This is a genomic window from Pseudomonas sp. NBRC 111143, from assembly GCF_001320965.1.
Classification (GTDB): Bacteria; Pseudomonadota; Gammaproteobacteria; order Pseudomonadales; family Pseudomonadaceae; genus Aquipseudomonas; species Aquipseudomonas machongensis.
Genome location: NZ_BCBT01000014.1, coordinates 25,567 through 48,709, shown reverse-complemented (window position 1 = coordinate 48,709; position 23,143 = coordinate 25,567). Strand labels below are relative to the sequence as shown.

At 61.6% G+C, this 23,143-nt stretch carries 18 protein-coding genes and 2 tRNA genes; 12 read left to right on the top strand and 8 right to left on the bottom strand.

Going from position 1 to position 23,143, the window contains the following annotated elements; genetic code table 11:
* Nucleotides 1-43 precede the first annotated feature (43 nt).
* From tpiA to APH44_RS10365, 12 genes are all read left to right on the top strand, one after another.
* Entirely contained in the window at nt 44-799 is a 756-nt protein-coding gene (tpiA, locus tag APH44_RS10420; protein WP_054892614.1) for a triose-phosphate isomerase, read from the top strand.
* A 4-nt stretch (nt 800-803) separates the two neighbouring features.
* On the top strand, nt 804-1,196 hold the full coding sequence (gene secG, locus APH44_RS10415; protein WP_054892613.1) for a preprotein translocase subunit SecG: 393 nt from the start codon (nt 804-806) through the stop codon (nt 1,194-1,196).
* Nucleotides 1,197-1,217: 21 nt separating this feature from the next.
* Nucleotides 1,218-1,303: transfer RNA gene (locus APH44_RS10410), tRNA-Leu, on the top strand.
* A 98-nt stretch (nt 1,304-1,401) separates the two neighbouring features.
* A tRNA-Met gene (locus APH44_RS10405) sits at nt 1,402-1,478 on the top strand.
* A 130-nt stretch (nt 1,479-1,608) separates the two neighbouring features.
* A complete protein-coding gene (rimP, locus tag APH44_RS10400; protein WP_054892673.1) occupies nt 1,609-2,067 on the top strand; it encodes a ribosome maturation factor RimP in 459 nt (152 codons plus the stop codon).
* Nucleotides 2,068-2,126: 59 nt separating this feature from the next.
* Nucleotides 2,127-3,608, top strand: a complete 1,482-nt coding sequence (nusA, locus tag APH44_RS10395) for a transcription termination factor NusA (RefSeq protein ID WP_054892612.1) — start codon at nt 2,127-2,129, stop codon at nt 3,606-3,608.
* Between the two features lie 27 nt (nt 3,609-3,635).
* Nucleotides 3,636-6,173: a translation initiation factor IF-2 gene (infB, locus tag APH44_RS10390; protein WP_054892611.1), complete on the top strand. Its 2,538-nt coding sequence runs from the start codon at nt 3,636-3,638 to the stop codon at nt 6,171-6,173.
* A gap of 118 nt (nt 6,174-6,291) precedes the next feature.
* Nucleotides 6,292-6,690 carry a 30S ribosome-binding factor RbfA gene (gene rbfA / locus APH44_RS10385; RefSeq protein WP_054892610.1) on the top strand — a complete coding sequence of 133 codons (399 nt, stop codon included), beginning with the start codon at nt 6,292-6,294 and terminating at the stop codon, nt 6,688-6,690.
* 3 nt (nt 6,691-6,693) lie between these two features.
* Nucleotides 6,694-7,611 (top strand): tRNA pseudouridine(55) synthase TruB, encoded by a 918-nt coding sequence (truB, locus tag APH44_RS10380; protein WP_054892609.1) that lies wholly within the window; start codon nt 6,694-6,696, stop codon nt 7,609-7,611.
* A 151-nt stretch (nt 7,612-7,762) separates the two neighbouring features.
* Nucleotides 7,763-8,032, top strand: a complete 270-nt coding sequence (gene rpsO, locus APH44_RS10375) for a 30S ribosomal protein S15 (protein WP_029613930.1) — start codon at nt 7,763-7,765, stop codon at nt 8,030-8,032.
* Nucleotides 8,033-8,291: 259 nt separating this feature from the next.
* Nucleotides 8,292-10,397, top strand: a complete 2,106-nt coding sequence (gene pnp, locus APH44_RS10370) for a polyribonucleotide nucleotidyltransferase (protein ID WP_054892608.1) — start codon at nt 8,292-8,294, stop codon at nt 10,395-10,397.
* Nucleotides 10,398-10,662: 265 nt separating this feature from the next.
* On the top strand, nt 10,663-11,016 hold the full coding sequence (locus APH44_RS10365; protein WP_054892607.1) for a BON domain-containing protein: 354 nt from the start codon (nt 10,663-10,665) through the stop codon (nt 11,014-11,016).
* Between the two features lie 96 nt (nt 11,017-11,112).
* Here the strand turns inward: APH44_RS10365 and APH44_RS10360 are convergent, their stop codons facing one another.
* From APH44_RS10360 to APH44_RS10325, 8 genes are all read right to left on the bottom strand, one after another.
* Complete coding sequence (locus APH44_RS10360; protein ID WP_054892606.1) at nt 11,113-14,049, bottom strand: DUF748 domain-containing protein; 2,937 nt, start codon at nt 14,047-14,049, stop codon at nt 11,113-11,115.
* Between the two features lie 76 nt (nt 14,050-14,125).
* On the bottom strand, nt 14,126-14,995 hold the full coding sequence (locus tag APH44_RS10355) for an oxygenase MpaB family protein (protein ID WP_054892605.1): 870 nt from the start codon (nt 14,993-14,995) through the stop codon (nt 14,126-14,128).
* A gap of 30 nt (nt 14,996-15,025) precedes the next feature.
* Complete coding sequence (gene acs / locus APH44_RS10350; protein WP_054892604.1) at nt 15,026-16,960, bottom strand: acetate--CoA ligase; 1,935 nt, start codon at nt 16,958-16,960, stop codon at nt 15,026-15,028.
* A gap of 156 nt (nt 16,961-17,116) precedes the next feature.
* Nucleotides 17,117-18,781, bottom strand: coding sequence for a glucose-6-phosphate isomerase (gene pgi / locus APH44_RS10345; RefSeq protein WP_054892603.1), 1,665 nt, complete (start codon nt 18,779-18,781; stop codon nt 17,117-17,119).
* A 200-nt stretch (nt 18,782-18,981) separates the two neighbouring features.
* A complete protein-coding gene (gene panC / locus APH44_RS10340) occupies nt 18,982-19,845 on the bottom strand; it encodes a pantoate--beta-alanine ligase (RefSeq protein ID WP_054892602.1) in 864 nt (287 codons plus the stop codon).
* On the bottom strand, nt 19,842-20,642 hold the full coding sequence (panB, locus tag APH44_RS10335; RefSeq protein WP_054892601.1) for a 3-methyl-2-oxobutanoate hydroxymethyltransferase: 801 nt from the start codon (nt 20,640-20,642) through the stop codon (nt 19,842-19,844). The genes panC and panB overlap by 4 nt, the downstream gene beginning before the upstream one ends.
* Before the next feature lie 250 nt (nt 20,643-20,892).
* Nucleotides 20,893-21,372 carry a 2-amino-4-hydroxy-6-hydroxymethyldihydropteridine diphosphokinase gene (gene folK, locus APH44_RS10330; RefSeq protein WP_054892600.1) on the bottom strand — a complete coding sequence of 160 codons (480 nt, stop codon included), beginning with the start codon at nt 21,370-21,372 and terminating at the stop codon, nt 20,893-20,895.
* Nucleotides 21,373-21,374: 2 nt separating this feature from the next.
* Nucleotides 21,375-22,766, bottom strand: a complete 1,392-nt coding sequence (locus APH44_RS10325; RefSeq protein ID WP_054892599.1) for a polynucleotide adenylyltransferase PcnB — start codon at nt 22,764-22,766, stop codon at nt 21,375-21,377.
* Between the last annotated feature and the right edge of the window lie 377 nt (nt 22,767-23,143).

Here is a 23,143-nt window from a genome sequence, read left to right as displayed (position 1 = left end):
GGTTGGGTAAGATCTGCGCCCACTTTGACCGACGAGGTAGAGCATGCGTCGCCCCATGGTAGCTGGTAACTGGAAGATGCACGGTACCCGCGCCAGCGTCGCTGAGCTGAGCCTGAGCCTGAGTAATCTGGTTCTTCCTGGTGGTGTCGAAGTTGCGGTGTTTCCGCCGTCGCTGTTCATCAATCAAGTCATTGATGAGTTGAGCGGCAAGGGGATCATCGTTGGCGCACAGAATTCTGCAGTACAGCCCGAACAGGGTGCGCTGACAGGTGAAGTTGCACCTAGTCAGTTGGCTGAAGTCGGTTGCAAGTTGGTGTTGATTGGCCATTCGGAGCGTCGCCAGATTATTGGTGAAACGGACGAAGTGCTGAATCGCAAGTTTGCAGCCGCACAGGCAAGTGGTTTGAAGCCGGTGCTCTGCGTAGGGGAAACTCTCGAGGAGCGCGAGGCTGGCAAGACGCTCGAAGTTGTCGGGCGTCAACTAAGCAGTGTTATCGGTGCATTCGGTATCAAGGCTTTTGCCAATGCAGTAATTGCCTATGAGCCTGTATGGGCCATTGGCACTGGTTTGACGGCCTCGCCTCAGCAAGCCCAGGATGTGCATGCTGCCATCCGTGCGCAGCTGAAGGCGCAGGACGCCGAAGTTGCAGCGAATGTGCAACTTCTCTACGGCGGTAGCGTGAAGGCGGCCAATGCGGCCGAACTGTTCGGCATGCCGGATATTGATGGGGGGCTCATTGGTGGAGCATCCCTGAACGCAGACGAATTCGGTGCAATTTGTCGCGCCGCAGGAAACTGAACATATGCTGGAAACAGTCGTAGTTGTTTTTCATCTGTTGGCTGCACTGGCGCTGGTAGCGCTGGTTCTGATGCAACAGGGTAAAGGTGCGGAAGCAGGTGCATCTTTCGGCGCAGGTGCTTCAAATACTGTGTTCGGAAGCCAAGGTTCTGCTACCTTCCTGAGTAAATTTACTGCTATACTTGCTGCCACTTTCTTTTTGACTGCACTTGGGTTAGGATACTTCGCCAAGCAGCAGGCACACCAGCTGACTCAAGCCGGTTTGCCAGATCCAGCAGTGCTGGAAGTTAAAGAGCAAAAGCCGGCAGTAAATGATGATGTACCGGTGCTCCAGGAGCAGAAGAGTGAAGCCGCCCCAAAAGGTGACGTCCCTCCTCCTACCGAAGAGCAGAAGTAACGGGTTTCAAGATGTAATATTGCCGAGGTGGTGGAATTGGTAGACACGCAACCTTGAGGTGGTTGTGCCCATAGGGTGTAGGGGTTCGAGTCCCCTTCTCGGTACCAATTGAAGCATGAGAGCCCGCTTTAGCGGGCTTTCTTGCAGGTGGAGGTCGGATTGACCCTGCACAGGGTTCGGTCTTATACTTTCGCCCCAGCTTTGTCGCGGGGTGGAGCAGCTTGGTAGCTCGTCGGGCTCATAACCCGAAGGTCGTTGGTTCAAATCCAGCCCCCGCAACCAGCTTCAGCGGAGCCCCTTTTCAGGGGCTTTTTGCTAGCTGAACAGTTCTTCGCGTCGTTGTTCAACGGCGCTTTCAGGGATGGGCGCTTCGCCCATTTTTTATTTGCACAGCATGCACGAGGGGGTTCAGGTGTCGAGCAAGCTAGAACAGTTGCAGGCCTTGTTGGCCCCGGTTGTCGAGGGTCTGGGCTATCAGTGCTGGGGGATCGAATACGTTTCCCAGGGTAAGCATTCGGTACTACGCATCTATATCGACAAGGAAGACGGCATCCTGGTGGACGACTGCGAAGCGGTCAGCCGTCAGGCCAGCGCCATTCTTGATGTGGAAGATCCGATCAGCAGTGAATACACCCTTGAGGTGTCCTCTCCAGGCATGGATCGCCCGCTGTTCACACTGGAACAGTTTGCTTCGCATGCGGGCGAGCAAGTGAAGATCAAGCTGCGTACGCCCTTCGAGGGTCGTCGTAACTTCCAGGGCCTTCTCCGCGGTGTGGAGGATCAGGACGTGGTGATCCAGGTGGATACCAACGAATTCCTGCTGCCGATCGACTCGATCGACAAGGCCAATATTATTCCCAGTTTTGACTGAGACGTGCCGGGCCCGGCGGACATTCCGGGCCTAATGGCTTGCGCAAGGCGAGGCGTACGATGAGCAAAGAAGTACTGCTGGTTGTTGAATCGGTATCCAACGAAAAGGGTGTACCACCCGGCGTCATTTTCGAAGCGCTGGAAGTGGCCCTGGCTACTGCAACCAAAAAACGTTTTGAAGACGAAGTCGATCTGCGTGTGGAAATCAACCGCCACACCGGTAGCTACGAGACCTTCCGTCGCTGGACCGTGGTCGACGAAAACGACCTGGACGATCCGGCGATCGAAACCTGGCTGGACAAGATCAAGGACTCTCATCCGGACGCCAAGATTGGCGACGTGATCGAGGAGAAGATCGAGTCCATCGAGTTCGGCCGTATCGCCGCCCAGACCGCGAAGCAGGTCATCGTGCAGAAGGTTCGCGAGGCCGAGCGCGCCCAGGTGGTCGACGCCTACCGCGAGCGTGTCGGCGAGATCATCTCCGGCACCGTCAAGAAGGTCACTCGCGACAACGTCATCGTCGACCTGGGCAACAATGCCGAGGCGCTGCTGGCTCGCGAAGACATCATCCCGCGTGAGACTTTCCGCGTCGGTGTGCGCCTGCGTGCACTGCTCAAGGAAATTCGCACCGAGAACCGTGGCCCGCAGTTGATCCTGTCGCGTACCGCACCGCAGATGCTGATCGAGCTGTTCCGCATCGAAGTGCCGGAAATCGCCGAGGGCCTGATCGAGGTGATGGCAGCATCCCGTGATCCGGGTTCGCGCGCCAAGATCGCCGTGCGCTCCAAGGACAAGCGTATCGATCCTCAAGGCGCCTGCATCGGCATGCGGGGTTCGCGCGTCCAGGCAGTCTCCGGTGAGTTGGGTGGTGAGCGTGTGGATATCGTCCTGTGGGACGAGAACCCGGCGCAGTTCGTCATCAACGCCATGTCGCCGGCCGAAGTCGCGGCGATCATCGTTGACGAGGATGCCCACGCAATGGACATCGCCGTTGCCGAGGACAACCTGGCGCAGGCTATCGGCCGCGGCGGTCAGAACGTTCGCCTGGCCAGTCAGCTGACTGGCTGGACCCTGAACGTGATGACCGAGAAGGATATCCAGGCCAAGCAGCAAGCTGAAACAGGTGACATCCTGCGTAACTTCATCGAGGAACTGGAAGTCGACGAAGAGCTGGCACAGGTGCTGGTCGACGAAGGCTTCACCAGCCTCGAAGAAATTGCTTACGTACCGTTGGAAGAAATGCTCAACATCGATGGCTTCGACGAGGAAATCGTCAACGAGCTGCGTGCTCGTGCCAAGGACCGTTTGTTGACCAAAGCCATCGCTACCGAAGAAAAACTGGCAGACGCCCATCCGGCCGAAGACCTGCTCTCCCTCGAGGGCATGGACAAGGACCTGGCGGCGGAACTGGCGGTGCGCGGCGTGGTTAACCGCGAAGACCTGGCCGAGCAGTCGATCGACGACCTGCTCGACATCGACGGCATCGACGAAGAGCGTGCCGGCAAGTTGATCATGGCCGCCCGAGCCCACTGGTTCGAGTAATTAGGCGCGGCCTGAGGAGAGAAGTGCATGACGCAAGTCACGGTGAAAGAACTGGCCCAAGAGGTCGAGGCACCGGTAGAGCGCCTGCTGCAGCAGATGCGTGAGGCAGGTCTGCCGCACACCGACGCCGGTCAGGTAGTGACCGACAATGAGAAGCAGGTTCTGCTGACTCATCTGAAGAGCAGCCACAAGAGCAAGGCGGAAGAGCCACGCAAGATTACCTTGCAGCGCAAGACCACCAGCACCCTGCGTGTCGCCGGTAGCAAGAGCATCAGCGTAGAAGTACGCAAGAAGAAAGTATTCGTGCAGCGCAGCCCGGAAGAGATCCAGGCCGAGCAGAAGCGTGAGGCTGAAGAGCGCCGTGCCGCTGAGAACGCTGCGCGTGAGAAGGTCGAGGCCGAGACTCGCCAGCGTAACGAAGAGCAGGCTCGCCGTCAGGCCGCCGAAGCTCCGGTTGCGGCGCCTGCGCCACGTACCGAGCCGGCTCCGGCTGCTGCCGAGCCTGTAGTGGCCGATGCCCCGGTGTCCGATGACGCCGCCGCACGTGCCGCCGAGCGCAAGAAGGACGAGAACCGTCGCAACGAAAACCGCACCCGTGACGACGACCGTCGTGGCGCTGGTGGCGAACGTCGTGGCGAAGCCCCTCGCGTGTCGATCAAGGTCAAGGTCAAGGAGAAGGAAAAAGCTCCGACTCCGCGCGCTGCACCGCGCACCACTGACGAAGAGAGCGATGGCGCGCGTCGTGGCCGTGGCGGCAAGAGCAAGCTGAAGAAGCGCAACCAGCACGGCTTCCAGAGCCCGACTGGTCCGGTCATCCGTGATGTCAGCATCGGCGAGACCATCACCGTCTCCGAGCTGGCTCAGCAGATGTCGGTCAAGGCTGCCGAAGTCGTCAAGTTCATGTTCAAGCTGGGTACCCCGGTCACCATCAACCAGGTGCTTGACCAGGAGACCGCTCAGCTGGTCGCCGAAGAGCTGGGCCACAAGGTCACCCTGGTCAGCGATACCGCCCTGGAAGACTCCCTGGCCGAATCGCTGAAGTTCGAAGGTGAAGTCGAGTCCCGTGCGCCGGTCGTGACCGTCATGGGCCACGTCGACCACGGCAAGACCTCGCTGCTCGACTACATCCGTCGTGCCAAGGTCGCCGCTGGCGAAGCTGGTGGTATCACCCAGCACATCGGTGCCTACCACGTGGAAACCGACCGCGGCATGGTCACCTTCCTCGATACTCCGGGCCACGCTGCGTTTACCCAAATGCGTGCCCGCGGTGCCAAGGCGACCGACATCGTCATCCTGGTGGTGGCGGCGGACGACGGCGTGATGCCACAGACCCGTGAGGCCGTTCAGCATGCGAAAGCTGCTGGTGTTCCGCTGGTGGTCGCGGTGAACAAGATCGACAAGCCGGGTGCCGACCTCGATCGCATCCGCAACGAACTGGCCGTCGAAGGCGTGACCTCCGAGGACTGGGGTGGTGACACTCCGTTCGTCAAGGTTTCGGCGAAGATGGGTACCGGTGTCGACGAACTGCTCGAAGCCGTCCTGCTGCAAGCAGAGATTCTCGAGCTGACCGCCACCCCGACCGCACCTGGTCGTGGCGTTGTCGTCGAGTCGCGTCTGGACAAGGGCCGCGGTCCGGTAGCCACCATCCTGGTTCAGGACGGTACGCTGCGTCAGGGCGACATGGTTCTGGTTGGCTCCAACTATGGCCGCGTACGTGCCATGCTCGACGAGAACGGCAAGCCTGTGAAGGAAGCCGGCCCGTCGATCCCGGTCGAGATCCTCGGCCTGGATGGCACACCGGAAGCCGGTGACGAGCTGTCCGTAGTCGCTGACGAGAAGAAGGCACGTGAAGTCGCTCTGTTCCGTCAAGGCAAGTACCGCGAGGTCAAGCTGGCCCGTGCTCACGCCGGCAAGCTGGAAAACATCTTCGAGACCATGGGTCAGGAAGAGAAGAAGACCCTCAACATCGTCCTCAAGACCGACGTGCGCGGCTCTCTGGAAGCACTCCAGGGCTCGCTCGGCAGCCTGGGCAACGACGAAGTTCAGGTGCGCGTCATCGGTGGCGGCGTCGGTGGTATCACCGAGAGCGACGCTAACCTGGCGCTGGCTTCGAATGCAGTACTGTTCGGCTTCAACGTGCGTGCCGATGCCGGCGCGCGCAAGATCGTCGAGCAGGAAGGTCTGGATATGCGTTACTACAACGTGATCTACGACATCATCGAAGACGTCAAGAAAGCACTGACCGGCATGCTCGGCAGCGATGTTCGCGAGAACATCCTGGGTGTCGCCGAAGTGCGTGATGTGTTCCGTTCGCCGAAGTTCGGCGCCATCGCTGGCTGTATGGTCATCGAAGGTACCGTGTACCGCAACCGTCCGATCCGCGTACTGCGCGAGGACGTTGTGATCTTCGAAGGCGAGCTGGAATCGCTGCGTCGCTTCAAGGACGACGCCGCCGAAGTGCGTAACGGCATGGAATGCGGTATCGGCGTCAAGAGCTACAACGACGTCAAGGTCGGCGACAAGATCGAAGTCTTCGAGAAAGTCCAGGTTGCCCGTACCCTGTAAGGGATGGGCGCGGCCCAGGCCCCGTCGCAAGGCGGCTGGCTGGGCCTCTGAAGGTAACGCCCGGTCAGGCACACCCGCCTGACCGGGCGTTTGCCGCTTTAAGATACAGGTAGCAAAAATGGCAAAAGAATATAGCCGTACCCAACGCATCGGCGACCAGATGCAGCGTGAGCTGGCCGAGCTGATCCGCCGTGAAGTCAAAGATCCACGTGTGGGCCTGGTGACCATCACCGCGGTCGACGTCAGTCGTGATCTCGGTCACGCCAAGGTCTTCATCACCGTGATGGGCCAGGATGACGCCGACGCCGTACCCCAGACCCTCAAGGCGCTCAACAGTGCCGCCAGTTTCCTGCGTCTGCACCTCGGGCGGGCGATGCAACTGCGCAGCGTTCCACAACTGCATTTCCACTTCGATGAAAGTGTCAGCCGGGGTGTTCACCTCTCGGCACTGATCGAGCGTGCGGTGGCTGAAGATCGCCTGCACAAGGATGCCGACGAGCTGGACACCAAGGAGTAAGCGGTGGCCCAGGTCAAACGTATCCGTCGTAACGTCAGCGGTATCATCCTGCTCGACAAGCCCTTGGGGTTCACCTCCAATGCAGCGTTGCAGAAGGTCCGCTGGCTGCTCAATGCAGAAAAGGCCGGCCATACCGGCAGCCTCGACCCACTGGCCACTGGTGTTTTGCCGCTGTGCTTTGGTGAGGCGACCAAGTTTTCGCAGTACCTGCTCGATTCCGACAAGGGCTACGAAACCGTCATGCAGCTGGGGCAGACTACCAGCACCGCGGACGCCGAAGGCGAGGTGCTGCAGACCCGTGAGGTGACCGTTGGTCGCGCCGATATCGAAGCCGCGATCCCGCGTTTTCGAGGTGAAATCCGCCAGGTGCCGCCGATGTACTCGGCGCTCAAGCGTGACGGCCAGCCGCTTTACAAGTTGGCGCGTGCAGGAGAGGTAGTGGAGCGCGAGGCGCGTTCTGTTACTATTAACCACTTGGAGTTGCTCGAGTGCGAAGGCACCCGTGCGCGCCTCTCGGTCGGCTGCAGCAAAGGCACCTATATCCGCACGTTGGTCGAGGATATCGGTGAGGTGCTGGGCTGTGGTGCCTATGTCGCAGAATTGCGTCGCACCCAGGCCGGGCCTTTCGCCCTGGCACAGACCGTAACGCTCGAGGAGCTCGAGCAGGCGCATGCCGAAGGCGGCAACGAAGCACTCGATCGCTTCCTCATGCCGTCCGACAGCGGGCTGCAGGACTGGCCGCTGGTGCTGTTGTCCGAGCACAGCGCGTTCTACTGGCTGCACGGTCAGGCAGTGCGAGCACCGGACGCGCCGCAGTTCGGCATGGTCCGGGTACAGGATCACAATGGTCGCTTCATCGGTATCGGTGAAGTGAGCGAAGACGGGCGCATTGCGCCGCGTCGACTGATTCGGTCGGAATGACCGAAACCACAGGGCAAGGCTTCGGTCGTGCGCTGGGGAACCGAGGATGGCTGTCAGTAGGCACGGTCATACCTCTTTTTATTAATACAGGGATTCAAGTCCCTGGCCTATTGGACCCCGCTTGCGGGATCCGTTTATCAGGAGAAGCCAAATGGCCCTCAGCGTCGAAGAAAAAGCTCAGATCGTTGCCGATTACCAGCAAGCCGCCGGCGATACCGGTAGCCCGGAAGTGCAGGTTGCTCTGCTGACCGCCAACATCAACAAGCTGCAAGGCCACTTCAAGGCCAACGAAAAAGACCACCACTCCCGTCGTGGTCTGATCCGTATGGTCAACCAGCGTCGTAAGCTGCTGGATTACCTGAAGGGCAAAGACACCACTCGTTACAGCGCCCTGATCGGTCGCCTGGGCCTGCGTCGCTAATAGCGGACTGGCCAGTGGTGTGCATGGCGTGTCGCATGCTTGGGGAGGGCTGCTTGTCAGCGCTACCCTTGGACACGCCACGCGTATCTCCGAGGTTGGCAGCCTGATGCCGTCGAGCGAATTTTTCGCAAGACGCCCAGGCTCCCAGCCTCGTGTTGTATCTGGACGGTCGACGGAGTCGACACTCCCTTCCGCCCAAGAATTCGCAAGATCCCAGTTTTCCCAGTTCCCCCAAGAGCCACTGAAAAGGTAGGAAACCGTGAACCCGGTAATCAAGACGTTCCAGTTCGGTCAATCGACCGTCACTCTCGAAACGGGCCGCATTGCCCGTCAGGCCACCGGCGCCGTGCTGGTCACCGTCGACAACGATGTCACCGTGCTGGTGACCGTGGTCGGTGCCAAGCAAGCCGATCCAGGCAAGGGCTTCTTCCCGCTGTCCGTGCACTATCAGGAAAAGACCTACGCCGCTGGCAAGATCCCTGGCGGTTTCTTCAAGCGTGAAGGCCGTCCTTCCGAGAAAGAAACCCTGACCTCGCGTCTGATCGACCGTCCGATCCGCCCGCTCTTCCCTGAAGGCTTCATGAACGAAGTGCAGGTCGTCTGCACCGTGGTTTCCACCAGCAAGAAGACCGATCCGGACATCGCTGCGATGATCGGCACCTCGGCTGCCCTGGCCATCTCCGGCATTCCATTCGAAGGCCCGATCGGCGCCGCCCGCGTTGCCTTCCACGAAAGCACCGGCTACCTGCTGAACCCGACCTACGAACAACTGGCTGCCTCGAGCCTGGACATGGTCGTTGCCGGTACTTCCGACGCCGTACTGATGGTCGAATCGGAAGCCCAGGAGCTGACCGAAGACCAGATGCTGGGCGCCGTGCTGTTCGCCCACGACGAATTCCAGGCTGTGATCCAGGCCGTCAAGGAACTGGCCGCCGAAGCCGGCAAGCCAACCTGGGACTGGAAACCTGCAGTTGCCAACACCGCACTGTTCGACGCTATTCGCGCCGAGTTCGGTGAAGCCGTATCCCAGGGCTACACCATCACCGTCAAGGCCGACCGCTACGCGCGTCTGGGCGAGCTGCGTGACCAGGCCATCGCCAAGTTCTCCGGTGAAGAAGGCCAGCCATCGGCGAGCGAAGTCAAAGACATCTTCGGCGAAATCGAGTATCGCACCGTTCGCGAAAACATCGTCAACGGCAAGCCGCGTATCGATGGTCGTGACACCAAGACCGTACGTCCGCTGAACATCGAAGTCGGTGTTCTGCCCAAGACCCACGGTTCGGCGCTGTTCACCCGTGGTGAAACCCAGGCCCTGGTCGTTGCCACCCTCGGCACCGCCCGTGACGCCCAGCTGCTGGACACCCTCGAAGGCGAGAAGAAAGACCCCTTCATGCTGCACTACAACTTCCCGCCGTTCTCGGTAGGCGAATGTGGTCGCATGGGCGGTGCTGGCCGTCGCGAGATCGGTCACGGCCGTCTGGCTCGTCGTTCGGTCCAGGCCATGCTGCCTGCCGCTGACGTGTTCCCATACACCATCCGTGTGGTTTCGGAAATTACCGAATCCAACGGTTCGAGCTCCATGGCTTCGGTCTGCGGTGCTTCCCTGGCCCTGATGGACGCTGGCGTTCCGATGAAAGCGCCGGTTGCCGGTATCGCCATGGGCCTGGTCAAGGAAGGCGAGAAGTTCGCGATCCTGACTGACATCCTGGGTGACGAAGACCACCTGGGCGACATGGACTTCAAGGTTGCCGGTACCGCCAAAGGTGTCACCGCGCTGCAGATGGACATCAAGATCAACGGCATCACCGAAGAGATCATGGAGATCGCCCTGGGCCAGGCCCTGGAAGCTCGCCTGAACATCCTCGGCCAGATGAACCAGATCATCGGTCAGTCGCGTACCGAGCTGTCGGCCAACGCCCCGACCATGATCGCGATGAAGATCGACACCGACAAGATCCGTGACGTCATCGGTAAAGGCGGCGCCACCATCCGCGCCATCTGTGAAGAGACCAAGGCTTCGATCGACATCGAAGACGACGGCTCGATCAAGATCTTCGGCGAAACCAAGGAAGCGGCAGATGCTGCCAAGCAGCGCATCCTGGGTATCACCGCAGAAGCCGAGATCGGCAAGATCTACGTCGGCAAGGTCGAGCGTATCGTCGACTTCGGCGCCTTCGTCAACATCCTGCCTGGCAAGGACGGTCTGGTGCACATCTCCATGCTCAGCGATGCGCGTGTAGAGAAAGTCACCGACGTGCTGAAAGAAGGCCAGGAAGTCGAAGTACTGGTACTGGACGTTGACAACCGCGGCCGTATCAAGCTGTCGATCAAGGACGTCGCCGCTGCCAAGGCATCGGGTGTCTAAGCCTTATCGGCAATGACTGAAAAAGGACCTCCTCGAAGGTCCTTTTTTTATGCGCGCAGAAAAACCTGTTGGACTTGCATCTTGCATGCAGGTTTTTCGCCGGGCTTGCAAATTGCACGACTCCACTAATAAGTGAAATTCAGTAAGTCTTTGTTTTTAAAGGAATCAAGCGAAGCGGAAAAACTGGCACAGCCCCTGCAACTACCTTCATACCTGCAGCCAGGAACCTCGGCGCAGATCTTTCGAATAAACAGGAGTGACCCACATGAAGAAGTTTGCCATTGCTGCCGCTACTGCTACCGCTCTGACTCTGTCGATGGCTAACGGCGCATTCGCCGCAGAGGCTACCCAGGCTCCAGTGATGCTGGCTTCCAACCAACCGGTGGCCGACGCCAAGCAAGAAACCTCGGACACCTGGATCACCACCAAGGTCAAGGCTGATCTGCTGACCGAAAAAGGCATCCCAGGCAGCGATATCAAAGTTGAAACCAGCCACGGTGTTGTCTCCCTGTCTTCGGACACCAAGGTCACCCCATCGCAGAAAGAAACCGCGGTGAACATCACCAAGAAGATCAAAGGCGTGAAAGACGTAACTGCTGAAGCGCTGAAAACCGAATAAGGATTGTCCCGCCGGTCAGAAGGATCTGGCCACCCAAAGAGAAAGCCCCGGCATCTGCCGGGGCTTTCTCTTTGCGCGTCTGAAAGTGTTCAGGGATTACTCTGCGTCCAGATGCATCGGGGTGATCACTCGCCCGTCGCTCTCGGCCTGACCCAAGGTAGTGTCGATGAAGTACACCCGGTCATCCTCCAGCTTGCCCTTGTCTACCAGGTAGTCCTTGATGCTGCTCGCCCGGTCCTGGCCCAGGCTGCGCAGCAAGGCCGCGCTTTCTGCCCAGGATTTGATCACCGCCTCGCGCAGCTTGGTGGTGCGCTCTTCGCGGCTGAGCTTTTCCCATTCTGCAGGTGGCTGCTGCTTGAGACGGGTGCGGTAGATGCCCTCGAGCATGGCCGGCTTGTCGCTGTCGTCGACCACCAGCATCGAAGCATTGGCCGGTACCTTGTCACCGCGCCGCTGCAGGATCTTGTACCAGGTCGCCTGGTATTCGCGCTCCAGACGCTGTTGGGCGAGCAATGGGCCGTCGCTGCTCTGTGCGCTGGTACCTTCGATCTCCAGGCGCAGTTCTGGCCGCTGTTGCAGGGCCGAGGCCAGCTTGTCCAGGGCCGACTGAGCCTCGCTGCTGAGATCGCTGGAGCCGGGAGCGAAGGATACGTTGCCCAGGTCCTCCGAACCGCCACCGGCAATCAATCCGCCAATGAACTTGAACGGCGCCTGCGCCGCACGCAGGACCAGGTTGCGCAGAGTCTGCCAGACGATCGGCATGACGCTGAACTGCGGGTTGTTGAGATCGCCCGTGACAGGCAGCTCGATGGAGATCTTGCCCTCGGTATCCTTGAGTAACGCGACAGCGAGGCGAATAGGCAGGTCGACGGCATCGGGGCTGTCGACTTTTTCACCCAGTTGCAGTTGCTCGACCACGACCTTGTTCTCGGCCTTGAGCTGGCCTTTGGTGATCACATAGTGCAGGTCGAGATTCAGGCGTCCCTTGCGGATGCGGAACCCGGCGAACTTGCCGGAGTAGGGCGTCAGGGTGGTCAGTTCGACGCGCTTGAAGCTGGTGGCGATGTCGAGGCTGGCCATCGGGTCGAACGGATTCAATGCGCCCTTGATGGTCACCGGCGCGTAGCGATCGACCTTGCCTTTGACGTCCACTTTCGCCGGGAGCGGCTTGCGGTTGTTGATGGTGCCGATCTGGCCGTTCAACTGCTGCACGGCGGTGGCGAAGTTGGGCGTCAGTGTCAGGTCGGCGAAGTTGGCCGAGCCATCGTTGATATCGATCTGGCCGATTCGGATGCCCAGCGGCTTTTCATTGCTGGCTGTGGCCGGTTTCGCTTGACTGGCGGTTGGTGCGTCAGCAGGTTGCGGGATGAGAAGGTCGTCGACACTGGTGGTGCGGTCTTCGTTGATGATGAAGCGCGCGTAGGGCTGCAACAGGGTGACCTTGTCGATCGACAGGGCATCGCCGTGCACATAGGACAGCCCATCGACGTTCACCTGCTGCCATTTCACGAAGTCGCGCCCCTTGATCGTGTCGAGGGTGTGCAACTGGTTGACCTGGGCCTTGCCCGCCACGCTGAAGGCCAGTGGCTCGGTGCCCTTGAGGTCGACCTTGAGATCGCTGGCGAGCATGCCGCTGCGCAGCTCGAGGCGAATGAACGGGCTGATGTAGGCCTGGGCTACGCGCAGGTCGATGTCGCGGGTACTGACGTCCAGCTTGGCGGTGACCGGTGCCAGGTTGACCTGGCCGGCAGCCTGCAGCTTGCCTTGGCGGCCCACGCCGGTGTCGAGCTTGAGCGTGAAGGGCGACTTGTTGAGGCTGTCAAAGCCTTGCATGTCCAGGTTGAGCGGCCCGACATCGAGTGCCACGGGCTCTTTCTGGCTGCGGTCGGCCAGGTGAATCATGTAGTTGCGTGCCTGAACATCCTTGAGCAGAACCTGCCAGGGTTTGCTGGGCTGCTTGGCGGCGTTTTCCTCGGGGGGCGGCGCTGCGGTGGCGGGCTCGGCCTTTTCCTTGGGGGTGGCTTTGGCGGGCTGACTGGCGAAGAGTTTCTGCCAGTCGAGCTGGCCGTCACGTTCAAGGGCCGCCCAGGTTTCGAGTTTTTCGCTACGGATCTTGCCGACGGTCACCAGCTGCTTGGCCAGGTCGATGGAGGTTTCGCTGACCTCAAGGCTGGCCAGGCGCGCCAGCGGGCGGCCATCGGGCGCCTTGATGGCGAAGGGCGCGACGCGCACGGAGGCGTTATCGAGCAGCAGCTCGGTTTCCTTGGACAGGTTCAGTTTGTAGTGGGTATCGAGGCTGAGCACGCCGTCTTCCAGCACCAGCGGTACGGCATCACGTACGTAGGGCCAGAACAGCTTCATCTTGCTGTCGGTGATCTTCAGCGTGCCTTCGGAGGTGATGGGGGACAGGCTCAGGTTGCCGCTCCAGTCGATACGCCCGCCATTGGGGCCGTTGGCGACCAGCGTCATGTCGGCGCTGTCGTCCGGCAAGGTGCTGAGGTTCTTCAGTTCGAGGTTCATCGAGTCGTAGAGGAACTCGATGGGTTCGCTCGGGCGCAGGTCCTGGAAGTGCAGGTAGCCTTCGTTGAGCTTGATGCTGGCGATCCGCAGCGGGAACGGATCGCTCGGCGGCTCGTCCGGTTTCGGCTCGCTCGGCGGCAGCTTGAACAGCTGACTGAGGTTGAGGCTGCCGTCCTTGGCGAACAGCAGCTCGGTGCGCGGCTTGTCCAGCTCTACCGCGTCCAGGTGCAGGGCGCCGCTCCACAGGCTGTCGAGGGAGAGGTTGGCGTAGAGGCGTTCGAAGGCCACCTGCTCCTTGCCCGGCTCGCCGATCTGCAGGCCCCACAACGTCAGCTCAAGGCTGAACGGGTTGAACTCGATACGCTGCAGGTGCGCCGGCACGGTGGCGTACTGCGCCAGTTGCTGGTTGGCGATGCGCAGGCCCACACCGGGAAGAATGAAGAAGCCAAGCAGGCTGTACAGGGCCACGATGGCCAGCAAGGCGCCAATGGCGCGATTCAATCCTTTGGGCATGTGCGGCGTCGTCTGTCTCGAGCGGAGGTGCTTGGAGTATGGCACGTCAAATCAGTTCCGATACATCGGAGAACTCTTAGAGCAAGCCCATCCGCCGCCGGGCGCGATGCGCCGAACCGTCGCGCATGGCCCAGCGCAACACGGGCGCTGTACGCTCCACGCCCAGGCGCACCATGCGACGCTGCAGGGGGCCTTGGTGCAGACCGAGCAGGGCGCTGGCCCGATCGGGCAGCAAGTCGATGCCCGCGTGCAGCATCAGCTTGCCCACGGGCTCTGCCAGCCGGCTGGGCGCCGGGGCTTCGAGCAGTATGCCGACCACTTCCAGGCTGCGGGCATCGCACTGCAGTTGTGGGCGCATGTGCTGCAGGTAGTCGTCCACCTGGCGACATGAACGCGGGACGTCGCGAGCGCCCAGGCGCTCGGCGATCAAGGCGATCTCGTCGTAGTAGGCATCCTGGTCAGCCACTGACAGCCGTGGGTTGCAGTAGCGCAGGTGGGCGGCGAGAAAACTGCTGACCTCGGCCACGTGCACCCAGGTCAGCAGGTCCGGGTCGCTGGCAGCGTAATGGCGCCCGTCGGGAGCGGTGCCAACCACCTTGAGGTGGATGCTCCGGACCTTGTCGATCAACCATTCGGCATCTCGCGTCGAGCCGAAGGTCGTACCGGAGATGAACTGACTGGTGCGGCGCAGCCGGCCGAGCAGGTCTTCGCGAAAATTCGAGTGATCCCAGACCCCGGCCAGTGCCAGTGGATGCAGCAGTTGCAGCATCAATGCGCTGATGCCGCCGATCAGCATGCTGGGGAAATCACCATGTACTTGCCAGCTGACGCTTTGCGGGCCGAACAGGCCTGGGTCACCCTTTGGGGACTCCAGGTCGAGCTGGCCGAGGGCCAGCCCGGTGAGGCTCATGACCTGGGTTTCGATGCGGCGACGTAAGGCTTCCATGGCGACCTGTACTGGCCGCCTGGCGGCCGTCTAGTGGTTGAGGCGTGTGTCGATGAGACCCTGGACCACGCTCGGGTCTGCGAGGGTCGAGGTATCGCCGAGGTTGTCCAGCTCGTTGCAGGCGATCTTGCGCAGTATACGCCGCATGATCTTGCCCGAGCGGGTCTTGGGCAAGGCCGGTGCCCACTGGATCAGCTCGGGTTTGGCGAAGCTGCCGATCTCCTTGCTGACCAGCGCCAGCAGCTCGGCCTTGAGCGCATCGTCCGCGGTGATGCCATTCATCGTGGTGACGAAGGCATACACGCCCTGGCCCTTGAGGTCGTGGGGGTAGCCGACCACCGCAGCTTCGGCGACCTTGTCGTGCAGGACTAGCGCACTCTCCACCTCGGCGGTGCCGATGCGATGGCCGGATACGTTGATCACATCGTCGATACGCCCGGTGATCCAGTAGTCGCCGTCAGCATCGCGGCGTGCGCCATCGCCGGTGAAGTAGTAGCCGGGCATGGGTTTGAAGTAGGTATCGACCATACGCTGGTGATCACCATAGACGCTACGGATCTGCCCTGGCCAACTGGCCTTGATCGCCAGCAGGCCGGCACCAGGGCCTTCGATCGGTTTGCCTTTTTCGTCCAGCAGCACCGGTTGTACACCGAACATCGGTTGCGTGGCACAGCCGGGCTTCAGGCGTGGTGTGCCAGGCAGAGGGGTGAGCATGATGCCGCCGGTCTCGGTTTGCCACCAGGTGTCGACGATGGGGCAGCGCTTTTGCCCCACGGCTTCGAAATACCATTCCCAGGCTTCAGGGTTGATCGGCTCGCCGACGCTGCCGAGCAGGCGCAGGCTCTTGCGCGAGGTACCCTGCAACGGTGCGTTGCCTTCGCGCATCAAGGCGCGCAGGGCTGTGGGCGCGGTGTAGAAGATGTTCACCTGATGCTTGTCGACCACCTGCCAGAAACGCGAGATATCCGGGTAGTTGGGCACGCCTTCGAACATCAGCGAGATGGCACCGTTGGCCAGCGGGCCATAGACGATGTAGCTGTGGCCAGTGACCCAGCCGACGTCGGCGGTGCACCAGAAGACTTCGCCGTGGCGGTAGTCGAACACCACCTTGAACGTCATCGTTGCCTGCAACAGGTAGCCCGCCGTGCTGTGCAGCACGCCCTTGGGTTTGCCAGTGCTGCCTGAGGTGTAGAGGATGAACAACGGGTCTTCGGCGGCCATCGGTTCGGGGGCGCAGTCGTCGCCGGCGTGCTCGGTGGCTTCGTGGTACCAGAGGTCGCGTCCTTCGCTCCAGGCCACATTGCCCCCGGTGCGCTTGACCACCAGCACACTGCTGACATCCGGGCAATTGGCCAGGGCTTTGTCGACGTTCTGCTTGAGCGGGATACGCTTGCCGCCGCGCACGCCCTCGTCGGCGGTGATCACCGTGCGGCAGTCGGCATCGAGGATGCGGTCGCGCAGGGCATCGGGGGAGAAACCGCCGAACACCACCGAGTGAATGGCGCCGATCCGCGTGCAGGCGAGCATGGCGTAGGCGGCCTCGGGGATCATCGGCATGTAGATGCAGACCCGGTCGCCTTTCTTCACGCCACGGGCTTTCAGGGCGTTGGCCAGGCGGCAGACCTGGCGATGCAGTTCGCGGTAGGTGATCGGTCTGGCGTCTTTCGGGTCGTCGCCTTCCCAGAGCAGGGCGGTCTGGTCGCCACGTTTGTCGAGATGGCGGTCGATGCAGTTGTAACTGACGTTGAGCTGGGCGCCATCGAACCAGCGTGCGGTGCCGGTCTTGAGGTCGCACTGTTGCACGCTCGACCAGGGCTTGATCCAGTCCAGGCGTTTGGCCTGCTCGGCCCAGAAGGTATCGGGATCGTCCACCGACTGGCGGTAGAGGCGGCGGTAATCTGCGTCGGAGAGTTCGGCGGCCTGGCTGACAGACAGGGCCTGGGGGTAGTCGCGGATATCGAACATGGCGGGTGGTCCTGCTCTTGTCGGAGGGACTTCAACGGCTATTCGATGGACAGTGTAGCTGGAACTGTTGTTCAACCTGTGCTGGCCTCTTCGCGGGCGAGCCCGCTCCTACAAGGGCCTGTAGGAGCGGGCTCGCCCGCGAATTCAGCGTTCAGGTCAACCGCGATGACGTCCGCGGAAGTAGTTGATCAGCCCTTGGGTCGAGCCATCTTCGGCGCTGTCTTCCAGGCTGCCGACCAGACGCTGGTAGACGCCCTTGCCCAGCTCCTTGCCCAGCTCCACGCCCCACTGGTCGAAGGCGTTGATGCCCCAGACCACGCTCTGCACGAAGACCTTGTGCTCGTACATCGCCACCAGCGCGCCGAGGCGGCGTGGGCTGATGCGCTCGACCACCAGGGTGTTGCTCGGACGGTTGCCCGGAATCACCTTGTGCGGTGCCAGCTTTTCGATATCTGCTTCGTTCAGACCTTTGGCGCGCAGCTCGGTCTCGGCTTCCTCGCGAGTCTTGCCGAGCATCAGCGCCTGGCTCTGCGACAGGCAGTTGGCATACAGCCACTGGTGATGGTCGGCCACCGGGTTGAAGCTCACCACCGGCACGATGAAGTCGGCCGGAATCATCTGGGTGCCTTGATGCAACAACTGGTGATAGGCGTGCTGACCGTTGCAGCCAACGCCACCCCAGATCACCGGGCCGGTCTCGGTTTTCACCGGGGAACCGTCGGTCAAAACGCTCTTGCCGTTGGACTCCATGTCCAGCTGTTGCAGGTGCTTGGTGATGTTACGCAGGTAGTGGTCATACGGCAGGATCGCGTGGCTGCTGGCATTCCAGAAGTTGCCGTACCAAACGCCGAGCAGGGCCAGCAGGACCGGCATGTTCTTCTCGAACGGGGCGGTCTGGAAATGCTGGTCCATGGTGTAGGCGCCGGAGAGCAGCTCCTTGAAGTTGGCAGTACCAATGGCCAGGGCGATCGGCAGGCCAATGGCCGACCACAGCGAATAGCGCCCGCCCACCCAATCCCACATCGGGAAGATGTTTTCTTCACGAATGCCGAAGGCCACGGCGGCGGCCTTGTTGCTGGAGACTGCGATGAAGTGGCGATAGAGCTCGGCTTCAGAGCCGCCCTGGGCCAGGTACCAGGTACGTGCCGCCATGGCATTCTTCAGGGTTTCGAGGGTGTTGAACGACTTCGACGAAACGATGAACAGGGTGGTTTCGGCGCGCAGGTTGGCTGACAGTTCGTGGAACTCGCTGCCGTCGATGTTGGCCAGGTAGTGGCAGCGCACGCCGCGCTGGGCGTAGGGCAGCAGGGCCTCGGAAACCAGTTCGGGGCCGAGGAAGGAGCCGCCGATGCCGATGTTGACCACGTCGGTGATCGGCTTTTCGCTGTAGCCGCGCCATAGGCCGTCATGGATGCGGCCGACCAGTTCGGTGATCTGGTTGAGAACCTTGTGCACTTCGGGCATCACGTTGACGCCGCCCACGCTGAGCTTGTCGCCAACCGGGCGGCGCAGGGCGGTGTGCAGTACCGGACGGCCTTCGGAGCCGTTGATGATCTCGCCGCTGAACATCGACTTGATCGCATCAGCCAGGCCAACTTCCTGGGCCAGGTCGACCAGCAGTTCGCGAGTTTTTTCGTTGATCAGGTTCTTCGAGTAATCGAGAAAAAGGCCGCAGCTGCTGAGCGAGAATTGCTCGAAGCGCTTGGGGTCGGCTGCGAAGGCGTCGCGCATGCTGAACCCCTGCATGGCATCGCGGTGCTGCTGGAGCGCCTGCCAGGCGGGCAGGGCCGTCACATCGTGGGGAGTGCGGTAATACGCCATTGCGGATGGTTTCCTTCGGGCATGGTCAGGCTTTGACACTGGCAGTCATTGCCAGTTGCAGGAGAGGCCCATTATAGGCATTGGTCAGGCGGCGGGAATGGGCAGTGGCAGGAGGAGGATGAAATTTTTGCGGGGTTTCGGGACAGGGTAGGGCAGTTGCGGCCTCCTCGCACGTAGTGCTGCGAAGAGGCCGGTCTGGATTACGCCGAAGGCTCGTCCAGATGCAGGTAGAGGTTGTCGATCAACCGCGTGCTCCCCTGATACGCCGCCCCCAGAATCACCAGGTCGCGATCGTCCGGCTGCGCAGGCTTCAGGGTCAGTGCATGACGCACTTCCAGGTAGTCCGGGCGGAACCCGGCCGCCACCAGTTTGGCCTGGCCCTCGTCGAGCAATGCCGCGAAGTCGCGTCGCCCGCGACGAATACCTTCGGCCAGTTGGCCCAGCGCCTGGTACAGCGCAGGTGCCGCAGCGCGTTGCTCAGCGTTGAGATAACCGTTGCGCGAAGACAGCGCCAATCCGTCTTCAGCCCGCACGGTCGGCTCACCGATGATCTGGATTGGCATGTTCAGGTCACGCACCATGGCGCGGATTACCGCCAACTGCTGGTAGTCTTTCTCGCCAAACACGGCCAGATCCGGCTGGACCATGTTGAACAGCTTGCTGACCACCGTCGCCACACCCTCGAAGTGCCCGGGGCGGCTGGCGCCGCACAGGCCTTCGGACAGTTGTGGCACGCTCACCCGCGTCTGCACGGTCATGCCGTCGGGGTACATCTCTTCGACCGTGGGCGCGAACAGCAGATGGCAACCGGCCTGCAACAGGGTTTCCTGGTCGGCGGCGAGGGTGCGTGGGTATTTGTCGAGGTCTTCGCCTGCGCCGAACTGCAGCGGGTTGACGAAAATGCTGGCCACCACGAAGTCGGCGCGCTGGGCGGCCTTGGTCACCAGCGCGGCATGGCCGCTGTGCAGGTTGCCCATGGTCGGGACGAAGGCGATACGCTTGCCTTCGCCGCGGGCGCGCGCTACGGCGGCGCGCAGTTCGCGGACAGTCTTGACGGTATTCATGCGCTGAACCCGTGCTCAGGTGCTGGGAAACTCACGTCCTTGACCTGCTTGACGTAGGCCGCCAGGGCGCTCTGGATATCGGGCTGGCCAGCCATGAAGTTCTTCACGAATTTCGGCACGCGACCGCTGAGCGACAGGCCCAGCATGTCGTGCAGCACCAGTACCTGACCGTCGGTACCACTGCCGGCACCGATACCGATTACTGGAATGCTCACCGCCTGGGAAATCTCCGTGGCCAGCTCGCCGGGCACGCATTCGAGCAGCAGCATGGCGGCGCCAGCCTGCTCGAGGGCGATGGCATCGGCGCGCATCTGTTGCGCCTGGCCTTCCTGGCGCCCCTGGACCTTGTAACCACCGAGCACGTTGACGGTCTGCGGGGTCAGGCCCATGTGCGCGCACACCGGCACGCCGCGGTCGGCCAGCAGACGGATGGTTTCGGCCAGCCAGGCGGCACCTTCGACCTTGATCATGTGCGCACCGGCGCGCATCAGCTTGGCGCAGTTGGCGAACGACTGCTCGAGCGTGGCATGGGCCATGAAGGGCAGGTCGGCCAGGATCAGCGCACCGTCGTTGCCGCGTTTGACGCAGGCGGTGTGGTAGGCCATGTCGTCGGTGGTGACGGGCAGGGTGCTGTCATGGCCCTGCAGGACCATGCCGAGCGAATCGCCAACCAGCAGCACCTCGACGCCGGCCTGGCTGGCGGCCTTGGCGAAGGTAGCGTCGTAGCAGGTCAGCATGGTGATTTTCTCACCCTTGGCCTTCAGGCCATGCAGGGTGGTCAGGGTTACTTCAGGCATGTAGCGAAATCCTCGTTCAGGCGCTGTGAAAAACGACTGCGTACAACGCGTGTATTCATCTTCCGGAGCGGCACATCATCGTGCGTGATGTTCGGTCACAGGGCTGTCCGGGCCTAAATGGGTGTGATGCGGCATATGGGCGCCGCGGGACGCCTATAGTCGTGAGCGATGGGGGGGAAGTCAATCACCCTGTTACCGCATTGTTACGATCAGGGTGTTACTGGCGTTACCGATGGCTGAAACGCCCGGATTACAAGCGTTCCAGCCCGACGAACGGGCAGTCCTGGAGCAGTTGCGCGAGGCTGCGGCCGTCTGCCAGATGGAAGTCGTCAGAGACCAGTTCGGCCAGTGGATAAAGCACGAAGGGGCGGGCATGCAGGTGGTAATGCGGCACTTTCAGGCGTGGCACATCGATGAGCTGATCGCCGAACAGCAGTACATCCAGGTCGAGTGTGCGCGGGCCCCAGCGCTCCTTGCGCACCCGACCCTGGTCGTTCTCGATACCCTGCAGGGCATCGAGCAACGCCAACGGTGCCAGGTCGGTGTCGAGGGCAGCGACCGCATTGGTGTAGCGCGGCTGGCCGGGCAGCAGGGAGTCACTGGTGTACAACGCCGAAGTGGCCACCAGGCGCGTCCCGGCGATCTGATCCAGCGCCTGGAGGGCGCTGCGCAGTTGCTCGGCGGGGGCGTCGAGATTGCTGCCCAGGCCAATATAGGCGCGTACCGGCATATTCAGTCGAAGGCCTCGTCGCCACCGCCGCTCTTGCGCTTGCTGTTGCTGCGCTTGCGTTTGCGCGGGGCTGGCCCCGAGCCTTCGTCACGGCTACCCAGCTCGCGGATCATGTCGCGGCGTTCGCTGTCGTGGGCGTCCTGGTAGTCGGTCCACCATTGGCCCAGATCATCGGTTTCTTCGCCGGCACTTTCGCGCAGCAGCAGGAAGTCGTAGCCGGCGCGGAAGCGCGGGTTGTCCAGCAGCATGTCGGCACGTTTGCCGCTGCGCCGTGGCAGGCGTTCCTGCATGTCCCAGATTTCGCGGATCGGCAGGGTAAAGCGCTTGGGAATAGCAATGCGCTGGCACTGTTCGGCGATCAGGTCGTGGGCGGCTTCGTTCATCGCCGGGATCGGCGGTACGCCCTGGCTTTGCAGGTACAGGGCGCGTGCCGGCAGGGCAGGCCACAGCAGTGCGGCGAACAGGAAGGCCGGGGTCACCGGTTTGCCCTGCTTGACGCGCAGGTCGGTGTTGGCCAGAGCCTGGCTGATCAGGGTGTGTGTGTAGGTCGGGCGTTCATCCAGGGCATGGGCGCTGGCCGGGAACAGGGGCTCGAACAGGTCCAGGTCGACCAGCATCTCGAAGGCGATTGCCCCCTGGCCCGACAGGAACAGCTTGAGCACTTCCTCGAACAGGCGGGCCGGCGGGATTTCGCGCAGCAGCTTGGCCAGTTCGCGGATTGGCTGGACGGTATGTTTCTCGATGCCGAAGTCGAGCTTGGCGGCGAAACGCACCGCGCGCAGCATGCGCACCGGGTCTTCCTGGTAGCGGTGGGTCGGGTTGCCGATCAGGCGCAGCAGGCGATTGCGAATGTCGTGGACGCCATTGGCATAGTCCAGGATGCGCTCGCTGACCGGATCGTAGTACAGGGCGTTGATGGTGAAGTCGCGACGCTGGGCGTCGTCTTCGAGGGTGCCGTAGACGTTGTCGCGCAGGATTCGCCCGCTGGCGTTGTGCGACGAACGGTGGCTGTTACCCTGGTCATCTTCGCTGTGGTGGGCGCGGAAGGTGGCGACTTCGATGATTTCGCGGCCGAAATGGATGTGGACCAGCTTGAAGCGCCGGCCAATGATCCTGGCATTGCGAAATTCGGCACGCACCTGTTCGGGCGTGGCGCTGGTGGCGACGTCAAAATCCTTGGGGGTGATGCCCAGCAGGAGGTCGCGCACGCAGCCGCCGACCAGGTAGGCCTGGTAGCCGGCGCCCTGCAGGCGCTCGACGATGCTCACGGCGTGGCGGCTGAACTGGCTGCGCTGCAGCGAGTGCTGGCTCTTGTTGATCACTTCAGGCGTGGTGCGCCTGTGGTGCTGACCACTGATGGGAGGACGGAACGACTGGAACAGCTTCTTCAGCATGGGATGCACTGTTTGAAGGAATGTTCGGCCAAGACTAGGAGAATGGCCGCATGATGGCGGGGGATTCTAGCATTTACTGGCGGAATGGTGTAGGCGGTGCCGAAAGGCGATTAAGGCGGGGAGAAACGACATGGGGAGCCTAAGCTCCCCATCAAGTCGTTGCGTGCTCTTATTGTTTTTTTATCGGGCTTCTTGTTTTTGTTGAGTGCCCTGTCCACACAGCTTGAAGCGTGTGGACGACCCCAAATCCAGGGGTGAAGAGCAAACGGATTGCTTTGGTCGCTGATGCTATGCTGATCAATCGATCCAACCAGTTCAGGCGCTGCTTTAGTGCAGTTTTTGTTGTTCTCTGCCTGGTTGTGGGGCAAGCCCCAAAC

Coding starts and splice junctions, on each gene's coding strand:
- tpiA (WP_054892614.1), top strand. CDS start 44: ATGCGTCGCCCCATGGTAGCTGGTAACTGGAAGATGCACGGTACCCGC.
- secG (WP_054892613.1), top strand. CDS start 804: ATGCTGGAAACAGTCGTAGTTGTTTTTCATCTGTTGGCTGCACTGGCG.
- nusA (WP_054892612.1), top strand. CDS start 2,127: ATGAGCAAAGAAGTACTGCTGGTTGTTGAATCGGTATCCAACGAAAAG.
- infB (WP_054892611.1), top strand. CDS start 3,636: ATGACGCAAGTCACGGTGAAAGAACTGGCCCAAGAGGTCGAGGCACCG.
- rbfA (WP_054892610.1), top strand. CDS start 6,292: ATGGCAAAAGAATATAGCCGTACCCAACGCATCGGCGACCAGATGCAG.
- rpsO (WP_029613930.1), top strand. CDS start 7,763: ATGGCCCTCAGCGTCGAAGAAAAAGCTCAGATCGTTGCCGATTACCAG.
- APH44_RS10365 (WP_054892607.1), top strand. CDS start 10,663: ATGAAGAAGTTTGCCATTGCTGCCGCTACTGCTACCGCTCTGACTCTG.
- APH44_RS10360 (WP_054892606.1), bottom strand. CDS start 14,049: ATGCCCAAAGGATTGAATCGCGCCATTGGCGCCTTGCTGGCCATCGTG.
- APH44_RS10355 (WP_054892605.1), bottom strand. CDS start 14,995: ATGGAAGCCTTACGTCGCCGCATCGAAACCCAGGTCATGAGCCTCACC.
- acs (WP_054892604.1), bottom strand. CDS start 16,960: ATGTTCGATATCCGCGACTACCCCCAGGCCCTGTCTGTCAGCCAGGCC.
- pgi (WP_054892603.1), bottom strand. CDS start 18,781: ATGGCGTATTACCGCACTCCCCACGATGTGACGGCCCTGCCCGCCTGG.
- panC (WP_054892602.1), bottom strand. CDS start 19,845: ATGAATACCGTCAAGACTGTCCGCGAACTGCGCGCCGCCGTAGCGCGC.
- panB (WP_054892601.1), bottom strand. CDS start 20,642: ATGCCTGAAGTAACCCTGACCACCCTGCATGGCCTGAAGGCCAAGGGT.
- folK (WP_054892600.1), bottom strand. CDS start 21,372: ATGCCGGTACGCGCCTATATTGGCCTGGGCAGCAATCTCGACGCCCCC.
- APH44_RS10325 (WP_054892599.1), bottom strand. CDS start 22,766: ATGCTGAAGAAGCTGTTCCAGTCGTTCCGTCCTCCCATCAGTGGTCAG.